This window comes from Bacillus sp. EB106-04-02-XG92 (assembly GCF_058791995.1).
In genome coordinates, this window is sequence record NZ_JBYTEA010000006.1 from 1 (window position 1) to 18,258 (window position 18,258).

An 18,258-nucleotide genomic window follows, 5' to 3' on the forward strand; every position below is an offset into this window, starting at 1 on the left:
GATGTTTTTTATGGTAACCAAGTTTATTTTTATTGTTTTGGGGTAACTCGTTCTTGTTAGCTTGATGGGCATGGGGTGGGACCCCTTTTAGCAAAACCGGAGTGGAAATGATGAGTATAAACAGTTTTGTGGGATTGATAAAGGATGAATTATTAAAAGAGGTAAGTATAAGAAGTGAGGATGAATTCGAGCCTGTAGTAGTTAAAGATATTCCTAGACTTTGGAAGTGTTTAGGAATAGGGAATTATGCTGCAGTATTCATGCATAAAGAATACAAAGATTGGGTTGTGAAAGTTTACGCACGAGAAGGAGAAGGAATTGAAAAAGAGTCAGAAGTATACCGAAGAATCGGAAATCATCCTTCTTACTCGAAGCTTATATATAAAGGAGAAAATTTCATAGTATTGAAACGTTTAAAAGAAATTACCTTATACGATGCTATTCATAAGGGGATTAAAATTCCTAAGCAGGTAATTTTTGATATCAATGAAGCATTAGAGTATGCAAGAGAACAAGGATTAACTCCTTGTGACGTTCACGGGAAAAATGTGATGATGGAAAACGGAAGAGGGTATGTAGTCGATGTATCTGATTTCTTAAAAACAAAAGAAGATAGTAAGTGGAGAGACCTAGAAAAGGCATATTTTATATTTTATTTGCCTTTCATTTATAAATTTCCTTTCCCTATTAAAATACCGTATTTTGTGTTAAACATTGTTAGACATTCGTATAGAAAATATAAGAAGTTTAAAAAGAAATTCAAATGACTCAATCATCGCATCTTTTGAATGCTCTTAAAGTGCTACACGTAAGCAAAATAATTAACCATCCTATGTAAGAAAGTTGGGCTAGTTAATCGCATATGTTTTATGGAAGGGATGTGATTGACTATGGAACGGCCGAATTGGGGAATTGGAGGATTAGTATTTGTTGGCTGTATGTTTCTTGGCGGAGGGGTGGGATCTATGTTAGGTAATGCTCAAACAGGATGGCTAATAGGTATGGGTGTTGGATTTCTTGGGATGGCTTTAACGAGACTGATCAGAAAGTAATATAACGGGACTCTTCTTGTGGTGAATAATGTAGTTAATTAATGGCATAAGAGCTCTATGGATTATAGTTAGTATCTTATCTTTAGTATTTTTAGTTTCTGAATTTTTCCGTACATAGATATGATTCCCAAGTCGGAGGATGGCGCCTTAGGGTGTCTTTTTTAAGTTCTCTAAAAATGTCTTCACATATGAATCCGGGGTAATAGATTTCATTAGATTGCTATTATTTTTTATAGAATAGATTCATTACCGTTTCAGACCTATGTATTGATTCATAACCTAACAGTATAAAGGGGATGATTCAAGGTATGGCGTTTAATGATGAATTAATTTGTCAACAGTTTGCAAGAATTATCAGTGGTCAAGAAGGATTCGCCGGTGGAAAATGCGTGGCAACAATAATTCGGGATGAAATACAAGCAACTATTTTAGGAAAACGTTTTAGAGTAACAAGTTCCTTCTCATTCGAATCACGAGATAATAAAACTGTAAGTGGTGTTGTGAAAGACATTTTGACACATAGTGAAACACATACATACGGTATTAAAGTTCGATTACAAGATGGACAAATTGGCCGTGTTCAAAGTGTTAACTAGTGACTAATTTTCAAACAGGTAAACGCTACAAAAACCGGTTCCTTTACGAAAGGAACCGGTTTTTTGTAGCGTTTTACTGGTGTCACCACACTTCTATCAAGTTATCACATACAAGGTAATAGATGTTTTTTATAATTTGAAAGGAGAGGAAACGAGCTTGGAGGGAGTATGTTTGAGAAGAGTAAAAGGAAATGGTTTTTAGGTCTTGGTTATGGATCTATCCTCTCGTTCTAATTAACTAAAAGAAGAACTTCCCCATACCGATTAGACTACTAAGCATTCCAATTCCATTCATGGTGCCTTTTCCTAATGTAAGTAAGTTTCCAAACATTCCTGGCTGACCGTTATTCCCCCATCCCATAGGACCCGCATGTCCGCCCCATCCTGGAGGGTTTCCAAAAATACCCCAGTTATTATTGGTATTAAAATTAAAAGCTTTGGCTGGTGGCGATAGTAAAGCGGCAAGGTGACCTTGTGCGAACATCCCTGCATGATTGAATGGTTGAGCCCAGGGTAAGGGAGGTTTTTGAAAATTACCTACATGGCCTTGTAATGGCGTCCAATTAGCGGGATGTCCTTCTGGCATCATCCCTGCATAATGGATTGGCTGACCTAAAGAGAAGGGAGGAGTTTGAGAATTGAAACCCGTATAATAGGCTGGCGAATCCCAACCAAATGGATAGCCTCGACAACTCCAATTCTCAAGAATCTTCAAATCATTCATTCCCTCAGCCTTAGTGATTTGAGGCTGTAAATATAATGATGACATTGCAATTTGGTTCGTATATTGCTTACCGTTGCCTTCTGAATTCAAATACCAATATTGGTACATAAGTTTATTCCCCTCACTTTAAAAATGTAATGTTAGACTTAGCCTATGTAATATTCCTTTTTATGGATGGTTACATAACTAGATTTACAAGCCTGTATTTAAAGGAATAGGTGTATGGTCTTGTTGATTTATCCTACTATTTGTGGGCAATAAGACAACTCCACCTCAAAATGTAACCTAATTTAATTTCGGTTAACAAACGCGTTTATGAACGTTTGATCAATAAAAAAGATTTTCAGATGTAACGATGCAACGTTGAGCAAGTAGAATTGCTAAAAAGAGAATATCCATTCGAAGAGTTTGGCAAAATACTGCAAGGGCAATGTATTCTTGTGCAGATATGCAAACGGCTTAAACGAATTAATGGAATATATAATGAAGGGGTAAATGAATATATGAGTGAAACATTACATAAAAGAAAGCCACCATATTTAATGCTTGTCATCCTTTTTATTGGAGCATTTGTTTCATTTCTAAATAACTCGCTTTTAAATGTAGCCTTGCCATCAATAATGAAGGATTTAGACATTCAAGATTATTCAACGATTCAGTGGCTTTCTACAGGGTATATGCTTGTAAGTGGTGTATTGATTCCGGCCTCAGCATTTTTAATAACCCGCTTCTCCAATAGGAGCTTATTTATTACATCTATGTTGATTTTTATTCTTGGTACAGCCTTAGCGGCTTTAGCACCGAACTTTGGGTTATTACTTACTGGCCGGATGGTTCAAGCAGCAGGTTCTTCAGTCATGGGGCCTTTATTAATGAATATTATGCTAGTAAGCTTTCCGAGAGAAAAAAGGGGAACAGCAATGGGGATTTTTGGGTTAGTTATGATTACAGCCCCAGCAATTGGACCGACACTATCAGGTTATATTGTAGAGTATTATGACTGGCGTTTGCTTTTTGAAATGATTTTACCGTTAGCGATCATTAGCTTACTGTTAGGGATTTGGAAATCGGAGAATGTTATGAAACAAAATAAAAATGCAAAACTTGATTATCTCTCATTATTATTATCTTCTGTCGGTTTTGGCGGTCTGTTGTATGGATTCAGTTCTGCAAGTTCCGATGGTTGGACGAATAAAGTGGTCTTAACAACCTTAATTATAGGCGCTATTGCCTTAATTGCTTTCATTATACGTCAATTAAAAATGAATGAACCGTTATTGGATTTACGTGTTTACAAGTACCCAATGTTTGCACTTGCGTCTGTAATTGCAATTGTCAACGCAGTGGCCATGTTTTCGGGTATGATTTTAACACCAGCTTATGTACAAAACGTCCGCGGTATTTCACCGCTGAGCTCTGGGCTGATGATGCTTCCAGGTGCGGTAATAATGGGGATTATGTCACCAATTACAGGTAAACTATTTGATAAATATGGCCCTCGTATTCTTGGTATAGTAGGACTTTCCATTACAGCCGTTTCAACTTATATGCTAGCAAATCTGCAACTCGACTCTAGTCACACACATATTATTCTTATTTACACACTGCGGATGTTTGGGATGGCGATGGTGATGATGCCGCTTATGACAAATGGCCTTAATCAATTGCCAACTCGCTTAAATCCGCACGGTACAGCTGTTAATAATACAGCTCAACAAGTATCCGGTTCAATTGGCACTGCCATTCTTGTTACGATTATGAATTCTGTAACAAAAACAAAAGCTGAAAGTTTAATGGCTGATGTAGATCCAACAACCTTCACAGAAGCTACGAAGGCAATGTTAACTCAGAAGGCTTTATTATCCGGAATTCAATATTCGTTCTATGTAGCGCTTGGCATGAATATTGTTGCACTGCTATTAGTTTTTTTCGTTAAACGTGTAGATACAAGCGCGGAAGCTGTCGAGAGGTTAAATCGGTAGAGCAAAATAAAACTTTAGATTATAATTCCTACAAATTTTTAATGTTTAGTTAGACTATGAAGAAATGCAAATTTCTGCTGCTAAGGCGCGGGTATTTAAATTTGGACAAGAATCAGTGAAATAATTATATATAGTAAAAAGGATCTGATATTCATATCAGATCCTTTTTCATTAGTAACACAACAGTACACTTACTTATCGTATTTGTTTGAATTGACATGAGAAACTACTGGTTTTCCTAATACTACAACCTTTAGCTTTCAATTTCTGATAAACATTATCATAATACATTTCATTTTCATTTAGTATTTTTTCTGCAAGTTATAAATGTAATAGCAACAAATAACTTAGATTACCAACCTTATAAGCAATATCATAATCGTGAATAGTTAGGGGAAAGATAAATTAAGGTAATTAATTACATATTTTTATCCCAGGCGATTCATTGCTATCTTCTTTTTATTGAATGGGATATTTTATTTCATGCTTTTTGAAAGGGTGTTTTTAATGGATAAAAAAGTATCTGCCATTCCTCAGCCGAAAACATATGGGCCGCTGGGGAATCTCCCATTAATCGACAAAGATAAACCGACCTTATCTTTTATCAAGATAGCGGAAGAGTATGGTCCTATTTTTCAAATTCAAACTTTAAGTGATACGATCATTGTCGTTTCTGGACATGAACTGGTAGCAGAAGTCTGTGATGAAACAAGGTTCGATAAAAGTATAGAGGGGGCTTTAGCGAAAGTTCGCGCCTTTGCCGGAGACGGATTATTTACAAGCGAGACTCATGAGCCTAACTGGAAAAAAGCTCATAATATTTTGATGCCTACATTTAGCCAACGGGCAATGAAAGATTACCATGCCATGATGGTTGATATTGCTGTACAACTCGTTCAAAAATGGGCACGGCTTAATCCGAATGAAAACGTAGATGTTCCAGAGGATATGACTCGCCTTACATTAGATACAATTGGTCTATGTGGTTTTAATTACCGGTTTAATAGCTTTTATCGTGAGACCCCTCATCCTTTTATTACTAGCATGACCCGTGCTCTAGATGAGGCGATGCACCAATTACAGCGGCTGGATATAGAAGATAAACTCATGTGGAGAACGAAACGTCAATTTCAGCATGATATCCAATCTATGTTTTCTTTAGTAGATAATATTATTGCTGAACGTAAAAGTAGTGGAAATCAGGAAGAAAATGATTTACTTTCCCGTATGTTAAATGTGCAGGATCCGGAAACTGGTGAAAAATTAGATGATGAAAATATTCGTTTCCAAATTATCACTTTTTTAATAGCTGGGCATGAAACAACGAGTGGATTATTATCTTTTGCAATCTATTTTTTATTAAAGAATCCGGATAAATTGAAAAAAGCCTATGAAGAAGTAGATAGGGTTTTGACAGATCCTACTCCAACATACCAACAAGTTATGAAACTTAAGTATATACGGATGATTTTAAATGAATCGCTACGTCTATGGCCTACTGCTCCAGCATTCAGTCTCTATGCAAAAGAAGATACAGTGATTGGTGGGAAATATCCAATTAAGAAAGGAAAAGATCGTATTTCTGTTCTTATTCCACAGTTACATAGGGATAAAGACGCGTGGGGAGACAACGTGGAAGAATTCCAACCTGAACGATTTGAAGAGCTGGATAAGGTTCCTCATCACGCTTATAAGCCATTTGGAAATGGTCAACGAGCATGTATCGGTATGCAGTTTGCACTTCATGAAGCCACAATCGTAATGGGAATGCTTCTTCAACATTTTGAATTCATTGATTATGAAGACTATCAGCTGGACGTAAAACAAACATTAACGCTAAAGCCTGGTGATTTTAAAATTAGGATTCTACCCCGAAATCAAATTATTAGCCATACTACTGTTCTTGCGCCTACAGAGGAGAAACCGAAAAAACATGAAATTAAGCAGCAAGTTCAGAAGACTCCTTCTATTATTGGGGCCGATAATCTTTCGCTTCTTGTTCTATATGGATCGGATACAGGGGTAGCAGAAGGTATTGCAAGAGAACTAGCAGATACAGCTAGTTTAGAAGGTGTTCAAACGGAAGTGGCAGCTCTTAACGATCGAATTGGAAGTCTACCGAAAGAAGGGGCGGTTCTTATTGTAACTTCTTCTTATAATGGAAAGCCGCCAAGTAATGCAGGACAGTTTGTGCAATGGTTGGAGGAATTAAAACCGGATGAGCTAAAAGGTGTTCAATACGCAGTTTTTGGTTGTGGAGACCATAATTGGGCTAGTACCTATCAGCGAATTCCAAGATACATTGATGAGCAAATGGCTCAAAAAGGAGCAACAAGATTTTCTACACGTGGGGAAGCGGATGCAAGTGGTGATTTCGAAGAACAGCTCGAGCAATGGAAACAAAGTATGTGGTCTGATGCGATGAAGGCATTTGGATTGGAACTTAACAAAAACATGGAGAAAGAACGCAGTACTTTGAGTCTGCAATTTGTCAGCCGTCTTGGAGGTTCTCCTCTTGCGCGAACATATGAAGCAGTTTATGCATCTATATTGGAAAATCGTGAACTTCAATCATCTAACAGTGAAAGAAGCACGCGACATATTGAGATATCCTTGCCAGTAGGCGCTACGTATAAAGAAGGAGACCACCTTGGGGTGCTACCAATTAATAGTGAGAAAAATGTCAACCGAATTTTAAAACGCTTTGGATTAAACGGAAAGGATCAAGTCATATTGAGCGCAAGTGGGCGCAGTGTAAATCACATACCTTTAGATAGTCCTGTTAGTTTATATGACCTTCTTAGTTATAGTGTAGAAGTGCAAGAAGCAGCCACTCGAGCACAAATACGAGAAATGGTGACATTCACAGCATGCCCTCCTCATAAAAAGGAATTGGAATCATTATTGGAAGAGGGAGTTTATCATGAACAAATATTAAAGAAACGTATATCAATGTTGGATCTTCTTGAAAAGTATGAGGCTTGTGAAATCCGATTTGAACGCTTTTTAGAACTTCTTCCTGCGCTCAAACCGCGTTACTATTCTATTTCAAGCTCTCCACTCGTTGCGCAGGATCGTCTGAGCATTACTGTTGGTGTTGTTAATGCACCTGCATGGAGTGGGGAAGGGACATATGAAGGAGTCGCTTCTAATTATTTAGCTCAGCGTCATAATAAAGATGAGATTATCTGTTTCATTCGAACGCCACAATCAAACTTTCAATTACCTGAAAATCCAGAAACACCAATTATCATGGTTGGACCAGGTACTGGAATTGCACCATTCCGTGGATTCTTGCAAGCACGTCGCGTTCAAAAGCAAAAAGGTATGAACTTAGGACAAGCACATCTATATTTTGGTTGTCGTCATCCTGAAAAGGATTATCTCTATCGTACAGAACTAGAAAATGATGAAAGAGATGGATTAATCTCTTTACACACAGCTTTTTCTCGCCTAGAAGGACATCCTAAAACATATGTACAGCATTTAATAAAACAAGATAGAATCAATTTAATTTCGTTATTAGATAATGGAGCTCATCTTTATATATGTGGTGATGGAAGTAAAATGGCTCCGGATGTAGAAGATACCCTTTGTCAAGCTTATCAAGAAATTCATGAAGTCAGTGAACAAGAAGCAAGGGATTGGTTGGAACGTGTGCAAGATGAAGGACGATATGGAAAAGATGTTTGGGCTGGTATATGAATTTTTCTTAATTGGATAAGTAATATTTCATTCACGAACTTCTTTCGACTAAGTATAACTTTGAACAAAATAAACTGCTTTATAAAAACCCTGTATTTTTTATTGAATATGGGGTTTTCTTATTTTTAAATAAAAGGGACGTATATGTTGATTCAAAATCCAATAATCTTTATGCTTTATATAAACAACATGGTAGATTTGAAGTACTTAATAAAAAGGGGAAACATCAGCGAGAAGTAGACTTTAATTTAAACTCAACAAAATGCGTAATTGTTGTTACTCATTCACAAGAAGTTGCAAAAAAATCAGATCGAGCATTTTATTTAATTAAAATGAAGTTAGTAGTAAACGAAATTAAGAATAGTTAAGAAAAAGCTATTTTCGCTCTTAATTAACATAATTTTCGAAATGTATGAATGCTAATATTTGTTATATGATATATTTATCAAATTATTATTCATGTAGTTTCTATGATGAATCTGTAAGATAGTTTAAGGGTTGAATGTGGATTTGAAATAAAGAAACGATTTTTTGAGAGGAGAAAAGTAAATGTTTATAAGAACAGAAAGATTATTAATACGAAATTTTGAATTCAAAGATTGGCAAGCTGTCCATGAGTATACATCAGATAGCAATGTTATGAAATACATACCCGAAGGGGTTTTTACTGAAGAAGATGCAAGAAACTTTGTAAATAGAAATATGGGTGAAAATGCAGAGAACTTTCCTGTGATACTGGTAGACGAAAATATTCTGATTGGTCATATTGTTTTTCATAAATATTTTGGTGAGCATACTTATGAGATTGGGTGGGTATTCAACCCAAAATATTTCAATAAAGGATATGCTTCTGAAGCAGCACAAGCTACATTAAAATATGGGTTTAAGGAAATGAAATTACATAGAATTATAGCTACATGTCAGCCACAAAATATCCCGTCATATCGATTGATGGAGAAAATTGGAATGAGAAGAGAAGGATATTTCAGGAAGTGTATACCCCATGGAAATGAATGGTGGGATGAATATTATTACGCTATTTTAGAAGAAGAGTAGTGTCTCAGTATGCATGGTTCAAATCAAGATGATAATTAAAATTGTGCTATCTTTTCAACCGAACATCCAATAGTAATAGCTCGCAAAGGAAGCAACCATTGGATAAAAACTGAGGATGTTAATAAATACTTTAATTGAACACGGGTTTTCGCTGGATAAAATAATCGAACCACAATCAACTTTGGCAGGGGTTGTGAAAATGCAGGTGAAATTTCAATTGAGTGCAGGAATAACAACCGTACTCATTTAAGATATTACCTGCATTCGAATTGAAAAATATTGAAAATAGGAGTGAGTGAAAATGGCATATTTATTACAAGTTGATTTTCCGTTTGAAGGTCCTTTTGGTGAAGAAATGGAAAAAGCATTTTTGGATTTAGCAAAAAGTATTAATGAAGAAGAAGGATTCCATTGGAAAATATGGACGGAGAATGAAGAAACGAATGAAGCTGGAGGCATCTATGTATTTGAAGAAAAACAAGATGCTGAAAAATACGCGGAAATGCACAAAAACAGACTTCAAACATTTGGTGTTAAAGATATTAGAGTAAGAATTTTTGCCATCAATGAAAAGTTAACGAAACTGAATCGTGGTTATAGTAAATAATAAGGGACACAGAATTCAAAAAAGAAGGGGATAAGCCCTTCTTTTTTTGAATTGATGCTACAGAAAGAATAGCGTTTTTTTTATTATAGGAGCATCTCTATTTGATAGTTTAATATCGATGTGACAATACCTCATTATTGTTTTTCAGACTTCCCTTGTTCTAGAATGTATGCTTCTTCTTGTTCCGGTGTCGCTAACTCGTATCCTTGACCAGTGCTGTTATTATCCAATTCCCATAATAAATTATGCTCCTCAACGGATTGAGAGAAATCGCCTTCATACCAACGAACCAAAATCTTGAGGTACTGTTCTTTATGTTGTAAGGTTCCACTATTACTTTCATCAATTACTCGACGTACTGCTTCGATGTTTTCTGGAGTCATTGAAATGTACGAATAGATGTTAGTGCAGCAAAATAAATTGTGTTATGATATGAGGAAATATAAGCTATGTAACGGAGGGAATAACATGCCGCATGTTGTGTTTCGTGGAATTACTACTGAACAATTAAAAAGCATAAGCAAGCCTTTAGTAGAAGAACTTGCAGATATCTGTGAGTGTGGTACGGATAATTTCACCTTGGAACTACCAAGTTCTACGTTTGTATTCAATGGAGAAGAAATAGAAGCATTTCCTCTTATTGAAGTGAAATGGTTCGAGCGTGGACAGGAAATTCGTGATCGATTTGCCAAGGCTATTACTACATATGTAATGGATTTTGGACTTCCAGAAGTAGAGGTTGTATTTACGGCTTTCACAGAATCAGCGTATTATATTAACGGGAAGCATTGTGCAAGTTAGAGCTATTGGAAAGATTTTTTATAACATTAAGAAAAGAAATAGGAGAGAATATCCTATTTCTTTTTATTTCTATAATAAAATATGAATACTAAATCCAAAGTAATGATAATAATTAGAAGTGATAAGTGTATAAGTGCATCAGTTTTTCCGTTTAATAAAGACTTTATTAAGAAATCCCATTCTGTTTCATAGGGAGGCTCTACCCAATTTCGTTGCATTCCTAAAGCTATTCCATGTATGAAAAAGATAATACTTAATAGAATTCTTCCAACAAATACGGCAACTACTTTTAAATTCCAATACTTTATTTTGATTACATACAGAATAGGGAATAGTATAAGTATCCAAAAAATAATAATATAGATTGTATTGATCATTCTTTACTCCTCATAAAATACTTGTTTTAAACCCGTAAAATAAAGGTTTATCTCTCCGTCTCAAAAAACTCAATCCATTCTCCATCAGGACCAGCAAAGAATATGTAACGTGTTCCATCTGGTAATGTTTCAATTTCTTCTCCTAGTAAAAAGGTTACTTTATGTTTATTTAGTCTTTTAATTTCATCCTCTAATGAATCCACTTTAAAGCAAATGTGATGTACTTTTCCTTCTGCCGGAAGAGAAGAGTTGTAGCCTTCAATGAGTTCGAGTATCGTTTCCTTCGATTCTTCCACACCTAAAAAAGCGAGTTTTAAGTTTGGATTCGGGTGTCCCATACGTTTAATGAGCTGTAAGCCAACTACTTCTTCATAAAATGAAATAGATGTTTCTAAGTTTGCAACCATAAGTCCGACGTGTTCAATTCTTCTAACTGACATGTAGATTCCTTCTTTCTGAAAATTATATACAATATATTATTGAAAATTAAGAAAATAAGCAAGATAAAAACCTTACAAATTTTAGCGTGTTATATGGTATAGTGAGAAAGTATGTTTGGGGAGAAGGAAGGAGATTATACGATGAATACACCTACTCAAACTCCTTCATTATCGGAAACGATGAAAGAGTGGCATTATGCATTAGCGTATGAAATTAAGCATTGGAAAACGATAGGTGGTAGTAAAATTTCTATCATGAACGGTCGTTTTTTATATACAGATTATGAAAGTACAGTATATGTATTTCAGCTTATTTCGGAAGTAAGCTTACCGGAAGGTTCACCAATTCGAATTGAGTTCGATGGTGAGGAAGCGACAGGAGAAGTATTATCTGTACATGGATTAGAAATAGAATTGAAATTAAATGATTATATACAAGGTGAAATACGAGAAGCTGTTTTATACAGTGAACCGTGGCAATTGTTAGAGCAACTGCAAGAGCGATTGAAAGAAGCGCGTAAAGATAAGTTAAAACGTAATCGTATAAAGCGTCTTGTTGACGGGACGAGCAGTCCGAAACATATTGAGAAGATGAAAAATCCAAAAAATGAATTGGCGTATCGTTCGTTTTACAATCCGACGACATACGTGTGGGGACCACCTGGAACAGGGAAGTCTTACAATTTATCACGTATTATTTCGGCTCATTATCAAAAAGGAAAATCAGTACTTGTATTAGCTCATAGTAATGCGGCAGTGGACGTATTAATGAGTGAAGTAACGAAGCAAATTGAAAATAAAAAGAAATGGACGCCTGGTGAAATTGTTCGTTACGGTTATAGCCAGCATGATCATATACGAAATCATGAAACATTACTTGCGTCGAAGTTAGTTGAAACGACGAACGGATCGTGGGGAGAAGAAAGACTCTATTTAGAAGAAACACGCCAAGATCTTCGTGAAAAGATTTTATCATATAAAGCGACTTCTGCTGATAAGAAGCGTATACAAGAGATTGAAAGTGATCTTCGAAAGCAAAAAGCGAAAATTAAAGAAGTAGAAAAAGAATATATTGAAAATGCGAAAGTAATCGGTGCGACTTTATCGAAATGTGCGATTGATTCACTTATTTATGAGCGTACGTTTGATTTAGTTGTCGTAGATGAAGTGAGTATGGCATATGTTCCGCAAATTGCGTTAGCTGCTTCACTTGGAAAACGCATCGTAGTTTGTGGGGACTTTTTACAGTTACCTCCAATTGCGATGGCAAACCATGAACTCGTTCGAAAATGGCTTGGGGAAGATATGTTTTATCATGCCGGAATTGTTGAGTCTGTTAATAAATCAGAAGCACATCCGAACCTCTTTATGCTGCAAGAACAAAGACGTATGCATGCAGATATTTCGAAGTTTACAAACTCATTTATTTATAAAAATAGAGTATATGATCATCCGTCTGTTTCAGAACGTGAAGAACTTGCGAAACTACAACCGTTCGCAAATGAGGCGAGTGTTTTATTTGATACGAGCTTAATGGGAGCCTTTTCTTTAAAAGATGCTGCATCTGGTTCTCGTTTTAACATTATGTCTGGCTTAGTAGCGATGCAAATGATGTTAATCGGACTGTTAGACGGTGTTCAATCGATTGGTATTGTTACACCTTACAGAGCGCAATCCCGCTTTTTATCAACGTGCATTAGAGAAATATTGCAGAAAACGAAGTATCGTCATATACCTGTTTTAGCAGCGACGGTTCATAAGTTTCAAGGTTCTGAAAGAGATATGATGATTTTTGATACAGTGGATAGTTATCCGCAAGAACGACCTGGCGTGTTATTCTTTGACCATAAAAACCATCGCCTCGTCAATGTTGCAGTAACGAGAGCGAGAGGGAAGTTCATTCAATTATCAGATTGTCATTATATGCGTAAAAACCTTTCGAGAAAACAAGCGTTATCACAATTAACAGCGCATATAGAACGTCACGGAGATGTGTATGATCGCACGACATCAAGACAATTGTGGGAACGGAAAATTTCAAAACGTTTACGCTGGTTTATGGAAATGAATCTGGAAGAACCGAAAGGGCTATTGAAAGATATTTTAGCCGCAAAACGAAAAATTATTATTTCACTTCCAAGTACAAAACAAGTGGATAAGCGAGTATGGCAAGCGTTAATGCGTACAAATGCGCAAATAACAGTGTATAGTGATGGACCAGTTCCATTAAAAAATGTAAAGTTACAAAGACAAAACAAAGCATTCCCATTTATCGTAATCGATGATGAAATATTCTGGGCAGGCGCACCGCTCACATCTCAAATGATGTTTGAAGGTAGTACGGAATTTCCGTACGTATGTGCAAGACTACAAGCACCAGAAACAATTGGTGTATTAAAAGGTTTTTTAGATATTCGGTAAATTCGGATAGGAATTCCTTGACTTTTAATCGGAATGAACTTAGAATGAATGTAATTTAATATAATTTTATGAAAATTCTTATCGCGAGAGGTTGAGGGACTGGCCCTATGACACCTCGGCAGCGGATTCGTTATGAATACTGTGCCAATTCCAGCAAGGTAACTTGAAAGATAAGAAAGAAGCTCATTTTGACTGTATATACAGAAGCCTCTTTCTATCTTTTAGAAAGAGGCTTTTTTACGTGAAAATATAAGGGGGAAGAAAAATGGGAGCGACAGGAGTAACGTCACAAAGAAAAACAATTGAAGAGAGTATTGAAAGAAATAAGGAAAAGTACATAGAAACAAGTCACGATATTCATGCGAATCCGGAGATTGGTAACCAAGAGTTTTATGCATCAAGAACGTTGAGTTTATTGCTAGGGAGTGTAGGATTTCAGTTGCAGCACAATATAGCTGGACATGAAACAGGTTTTATCGCGCGAAAAAGTTCAGGAAAACAAGGACCAGTTATCGCATTTTTAGCTGAGTATGATGCTTTACCAGGACTTGGTCATGCGTGTGGTCACAATTTAATTGGCACAATTAGCGTTGCGGCAGCGATCGCATTATCAGAAACGCTTGAAGAAATTGGCGGGGAAGTTGTCGTGTTTGGAACACCAGCTGAAGAAGGAGGGCCAAACGGTAGTGCGAAAGCGAGTTATGTAAAAGCTGGTTTATTTAAAGATATTGATGCGGCACTTATGATTCATCCGAGCGGAAAAACAGCGACAACAAGCCCTTCACTAGCAGTCGATCCACTTGATTTTCATTTTTACGGAAAAACAGCTCACGCCGCAGCTTCACCAGAAGAAGGAATTAACGCATTAGATGCGATTATCCAGCTGTATAACAGCATTAACGCACTTCGCCAACAACTTCCGTCAGATGTGAAAATTCATGGCGTTATTACTGAGGGCGGAAAAGCACCTAACATTATTCCTGACTACGCCTCAGCAAGGTTCTTCATCCGTGCAGCAACGCGAAAAAGATGCGCGGAAGTAACAGAAAAAGTAAGAAACATTGCACAAGGAGCAGCGTTAGCAACAGGTACGAAAGTGAAAATTCATCAATTCCAAAATGAAATCGATGAACTACTCGTAACAAAAACATTTAATGAAGTCGTAGCCGAAGAACTAGAATTACAAGGTGAAGACGTAAATCGGAAAGAAAGATTTGGCATCGGTTCAACCGACGCAGGAAACGTAAGTCAAGTCGTACCGACCATTCACCCGTACATTAAAATCGGGCCAGATGATTTAATTGCACATACGAATGAATTTAGAGAAGCAGCACGTTCAGAACTTGGAGATAAAGCATTAATTACATCCGCAAAAGCACTAGCAAATACGGCGTATCGATTAATTACGGAAGAAGGGTTGTTAGAGAAGGTGAAGGAGGAGTTTAGAGAGGCGCAGAGGAATCAGGGGTAGATGGTTAAAGGGAGTGGGGGGGATCCACTCCTTTTCTTTTTTTGCGTAACACTGATACTAAGATTTTTTTTGCAGTAAAATCAATATTAGTGGAATTTTTTTAATCGAAATTTTTTCAAAATTAACATAAATGCTTGCAATATTTAAATTAGTACTATATAGTTCTATTTATGACAAAGGTAAAATTAATGAATCAAAAACGTGTGATTGAAGTAGCTGCAACATTATTTTTAGAAAAAGGGTTTGCTTATACAAGTATGGATGAATTAGTACGTGTAAGTAAAGTTTCAAAGTCTAATGTGTATTATCACTTTTCTAATAAGGAAGTACTATTAGAAGGGGTCGTTGATTATTGGATTGAAATGTATCAATCTGCAATTGATGACGTAATTTCTCAGAGCCAATTTTTAGTTGAAGATCGTATCCAACTGTTTTTAAAGCAATTATCACAAGGAGTTCAGTCGAGAGAGTATAAGGGGAGCTGTCCATTTATTACTCTTTATATTCAAAGTCCTACACAGGCCACGCAAATAAAAGAAAAAATAGGTCTTTTTTTTACAGGATTACAAAAGAAAGTTTCTCTATTACTTAAACAAGGGGTAGAGAATGGAGAATTCAGAAATACGATTAATATTGATGAGGTTGCATCCCTTTTTATTACAAATCTTGAAGGAGCGTTATTTATTTCAGAAACATTGAAGGATGCAACTGTAATTACGAAAACAGCAGATCATTTTTTAAAATTGCTTCGATAAAAGAAGCATTTTTTTTACATCAAATTAGTACTGAATAGTACTAAAAAGGAGATTTTATATGAGAACAGTATTTTTAACTGGTGGAACAGGCTTTATTGGAAAGCAATTAGTGAAAGAATTAGCCAAAGAGGATGTTAAAATTCTTCTTTTAGTGAGGTCGAAAAGTAAAGCAATACGCATTTTTCGAGAAAGAGGCATCTTAAAAAAGGCAGTTATGCACTTTATTGAAGGTGATTTGACGAAAATAGATTTAGGTCTAAGTGCTGAAGATAAGGAGAGGGTGTTGAAAACGGATGTGATTATTCACGCAGGAGGCCCCATGGATATTCAAGCGACAAGTAAAGAGGCAGCTTCCGTATTTTTAAATGGCGCGAAACATATTAGTGAATTAGCTAAAAGTATTCATCAATTGAAGGGCTTGCAACAATTTATTCATGTTGTAGGTTATATGAGTCCCTTTGATGATAAAAATAGCAAGATTGCAATTGATGTGTTTAAAGAAGGAAACAGTTATTTGAAAATAAAAAATCCATATGAGAGAACAAAATTTTTAGCAGATCTTTATATCCGTCACCAAGCATCAGCAGTAGGTTATCCGCTTTCTGTAATTAATCCACCAACTGTAGTCGGTAGTAGCAAAACAGGGAGTACAGAGCAGATAGCAGGATTAGGTTTGCTTGTGATGAGTATGCGAAGAGGGCTCATGCCAGTGATTCCTGGAGGTAAGGGATATAGGTTACCACTTATTTCAAACGATGAGTTTGCGAAGTTTATTGTGCAGGTTTTCAGGTTGGAGCAACCGACTATTCAAACATATACACTTGTTGAAGACAAACAGCACGATCAGAACATTGCTGAATTATTAAGTGTTATGTCGGAAAGTATGAATATGAGGGCACCAAAAATCTCGGTTCCAATGCCGCTTATGAAAACAATTATGAATAGTGGAGTAAGTAAAATAACAAAAATTCCTTCTGATGGACTGAATTTTATTACAAAACGAAAATTTTCAAATGTTTCAGCGAAAAAAATTATGGGAGGGGATTGGTTTAAGAAGACGAGTGTAATGAAATTTCTCCCTGCCGTAGTAGCTGATCTGGATTATCGAATGATATATCAAAATGGCCAGCATAATCATTTATTTAAACGAACATTATGCGATAACACTACCCTTTACCAATTGCAAGGAGAGGGTAAACCGTTTATTTTATTACATGGTTTATTGAGTGATGGAGAGGATTTATTTCCTTTAGCACAAGAGCTTCATGAAAAAACTGGTCAACCTGTATGGATCTTGGATCTTCCAGGTTTGGGACGTTCTCCTTTTAAACGAGAGAAAAATCTTCTAGATATCTATTTGAATGTAGTGAAAAAGTTATTGGAGAAAGCTACTAATGGTGCACATCTAATTGGTCATTCATTCGGTGCATTTATTCTTCTGGAAGCATTGGTACAAGAGTACATAGATAAGAAGTATTCAATCACTTTACTTCAGCCACCTGTTGTTAAAAAAAATGCTAAATCGCTAAATGTTCCTCAATTTATGAACAAATGGACATTAAAACTGGCAACTACTAATTTCATAGAGCGATATTTATTAAGTAATGGTTTGTTTGAAAGTATAGAGAGCATCCCTGAACATTATATTGAAAAAATAAGGAACAGTTTTACTTCTCTTAGAATTTTAAATACTACGGTTCAGCTTAACAGTTTACTACTGAAAAACGATCAAGGTGATTTCAATGAAGTAACAAAGTATAATCTTCACATTATTTGGGGGGATTATGACAGAAGTTATTCTGCTCCATCGCATCTTGGTAAGGTTGATTTTGTTCCATATGGCCATCATTTTCCTCTTAGCCATCCGAGTGAAACGGCAACATTAGTAATAAAAAATAGTAATACTAGCAGATGAGAGTGTGGGATAAATAAAAAATGTGTAGTAAGAACGTTGTGTCTTTGAAATAAAATCGTACTGTTTGGGATCTCGCCAACAAGACGCGAATTTTGCACGCTAAGCAAAAATACAATAAGCTGTCCATATGGGCAGCTTATATACATAATTCTCGTTATCGGTAGCAAGTTTTTCATAGAATCCTTGTTTTTACTAAATTTTTTGTCTCTATGTCTATCTATCTCTTATACAAGATTTTATACATCATTGATATAGCGGGGATTCTAGGGATCTTCTCTATTCTTTTTTGCATAAAATCTTGTATAAAAAAGTAGTTAGACTAGTGTGTTTTACTCCGGTTTATTTCAAAATATAAT

15 protein-coding genes, 4 pseudogenes and 1 riboswitch are annotated in these 18,258 nt (G+C 36.0%); of the genes and pseudogenes, 15 read left to right on the plus strand and 4 right to left on the minus strand.

Annotated elements, in window-relative coordinates; translation table 11 throughout:
* The first annotated feature begins 110 nt into the window (after nucleotides 1-110).
* The 4 genes and pseudogenes from AC3WVA_RS16120 to AC3WVA_RS16135 form a co-directional block, all read left to right on the plus strand.
* On the plus strand, nucleotides 111-767 hold the full coding sequence (locus AC3WVA_RS16120) for a protein kinase family protein (RefSeq protein WP_098521786.1): 657 nt from the start codon (nucleotides 111-113) through the stop codon (nucleotides 765-767).
* Nucleotides 768-890: 123 nt separating this feature from the next.
* Nucleotides 891-1,052, plus strand: coding sequence for a hypothetical protein (locus tag AC3WVA_RS16125; RefSeq protein WP_033691926.1), 162 nt, complete (start codon nucleotides 891-893; stop codon nucleotides 1,050-1,052).
* Nucleotides 1,053-1,348: 296 nt separating this feature from the next.
* Nucleotides 1,349-1,540 (plus strand): annotated as a pseudogene (locus tag AC3WVA_RS16130) (DUF1259 domain-containing protein); the annotation flags it as partial.
* Nucleotides 1,532-1,648: pseudogene (locus tag AC3WVA_RS16135) on the plus strand (YwbE family protein); the annotation flags it as partial. The pseudogenes AC3WVA_RS16130 and AC3WVA_RS16135, both read left to right, overlap by 9 nt.
* Before the next feature lie 238 nt (nucleotides 1,649-1,886).
* Here AC3WVA_RS16135 and AC3WVA_RS16140 read toward each other — a convergent pair.
* The gene (locus AC3WVA_RS16140; RefSeq protein WP_098880591.1) at nucleotides 1,887-2,480 is read right to left on the minus strand and encodes a hypothetical protein; all 594 of its coding nucleotides are present in this window, start codon (nucleotides 2,478-2,480) and stop codon (nucleotides 1,887-1,889) included.
* 395 nt (nucleotides 2,481-2,875) lie between these two features.
* Here AC3WVA_RS16140 and AC3WVA_RS16145 point away from each other — a divergent pair, with 395 nt between their 5' ends.
* The 6 genes and pseudogenes from AC3WVA_RS16145 (at nucleotide 2,876) to AC3WVA_RS16170 (ending at nucleotide 9,722) form a co-directional block, all read left to right on the plus strand.
* Nucleotides 2,876-4,354, plus strand: coding sequence for a DHA2 family efflux MFS transporter permease subunit (locus tag AC3WVA_RS16145; RefSeq protein WP_071757971.1), 1,479 nt, complete (start codon nucleotides 2,876-2,878; stop codon nucleotides 4,352-4,354).
* 507 nt (nucleotides 4,355-4,861) lie between these two features.
* A complete protein-coding gene (gene cypD, locus AC3WVA_RS16150; RefSeq protein WP_098880589.1) occupies nucleotides 4,862-8,059 on the plus strand; it encodes a bifunctional P-450/NADPH--P450 reductase in 3,198 nt (1,065 codons plus the stop codon).
* Nucleotides 8,060-8,319: 260 nt separating this feature from the next.
* Nucleotides 8,320-8,427, plus strand: a pseudogene (locus AC3WVA_RS16155) (ABC transporter ATP-binding protein); the annotation flags it as partial.
* Between the two features lie 181 nt (nucleotides 8,428-8,608).
* Entirely contained in the window at nucleotides 8,609-9,115 is a 507-nt protein-coding gene (locus tag AC3WVA_RS16160) for a GNAT family N-acetyltransferase (RefSeq protein ID WP_001968677.1), read from the plus strand.
* Nucleotides 9,116-9,163: 48 nt separating this feature from the next.
* A pseudogene (locus tag AC3WVA_RS16165) lies at nucleotides 9,164-9,317 on the plus strand (SAM-dependent methyltransferase); the annotation flags it as partial.
* A gap of 99 nt (nucleotides 9,318-9,416) precedes the next feature.
* On the plus strand, nucleotides 9,417-9,722 hold the full coding sequence (locus AC3WVA_RS16170) for a monooxygenase (RefSeq protein ID WP_098254585.1): 306 nt from the start codon (nucleotides 9,417-9,419) through the stop codon (nucleotides 9,720-9,722).
* A 134-nt stretch (nucleotides 9,723-9,856) separates the two neighbouring features.
* Here the strand turns inward: AC3WVA_RS16170 and AC3WVA_RS16175 are convergent, their stop codons facing one another.
* Complete coding sequence (locus AC3WVA_RS16175; RefSeq protein ID WP_071757968.1) at nucleotides 9,857-10,105, minus strand: DUF6241 domain-containing protein; 249 nt, start codon at nucleotides 10,103-10,105, stop codon at nucleotides 9,857-9,859.
* 85 nt (nucleotides 10,106-10,190) lie between these two features.
* On the opposite strand from AC3WVA_RS16175, the gene AC3WVA_RS16180 reads away from it, so the two are divergent.
* A complete protein-coding gene (locus AC3WVA_RS16180; protein WP_098521850.1) occupies nucleotides 10,191-10,523 on the plus strand; it encodes a DUF1904 family protein in 333 nt (110 codons plus the stop codon).
* A gap of 53 nt (nucleotides 10,524-10,576) precedes the next feature.
* Here AC3WVA_RS16180 and AC3WVA_RS16185 read toward each other — a convergent pair whose 3' ends face one another.
* Nucleotides 10,577-10,900 (minus strand): hypothetical protein, encoded by a 324-nt coding sequence (locus tag AC3WVA_RS16185; protein WP_492322028.1) that lies wholly within the window; start codon nucleotides 10,898-10,900, stop codon nucleotides 10,577-10,579.
* Nucleotides 10,901-10,947: 47 nt separating this feature from the next.
* The gene (locus tag AC3WVA_RS16190) at nucleotides 10,948-11,340 is read right to left on the minus strand and encodes a VOC family protein (protein WP_098521848.1); all 393 of its coding nucleotides are present in this window, start codon (nucleotides 11,338-11,340) and stop codon (nucleotides 10,948-10,950) included.
* 111 nt (nucleotides 11,341-11,451) lie between these two features.
* On the opposite strand from AC3WVA_RS16190, the gene AC3WVA_RS16195 reads away from it, so the two are divergent.
* From AC3WVA_RS16195 to AC3WVA_RS16210, 4 genes are all read left to right on the plus strand, one after another.
* Nucleotides 11,452-13,761 carry an AAA domain-containing protein gene (locus AC3WVA_RS16195; RefSeq protein ID WP_141539728.1) on the plus strand — a complete coding sequence of 770 codons (2,310 nt, stop codon included), beginning with the start codon at nucleotides 11,452-11,454 and terminating at the stop codon, nucleotides 13,759-13,761.
* Nucleotides 13,762-13,836: 75 nt separating this feature from the next.
* A riboswitch (SAM riboswitch) is annotated at nucleotides 13,837-13,938 on the plus strand.
* An 88-nt stretch (nucleotides 13,939-14,026) separates the two neighbouring features.
* Nucleotides 14,027-15,232, plus strand: a complete 1,206-nt coding sequence (locus AC3WVA_RS16200; RefSeq protein WP_492322029.1) for a M20 family metallopeptidase — start codon at nucleotides 14,027-14,029, stop codon at nucleotides 15,230-15,232.
* A gap of 188 nt (nucleotides 15,233-15,420) precedes the next feature.
* Entirely contained in the window at nucleotides 15,421-15,987 is a 567-nt protein-coding gene (locus AC3WVA_RS16205) for a TetR/AcrR family transcriptional regulator (protein ID WP_048525392.1), read from the plus strand.
* A gap of 58 nt (nucleotides 15,988-16,045) precedes the next feature.
* Nucleotides 16,046-17,902: an alpha/beta fold hydrolase gene (locus AC3WVA_RS16210; RefSeq protein ID WP_492322030.1), complete on the plus strand. Its 1,857-nt coding sequence runs from the start codon at nucleotides 16,046-16,048 to the stop codon at nucleotides 17,900-17,902.
* The last annotated feature ends 356 nt before the right edge of the window (nucleotides 17,903-18,258 follow it).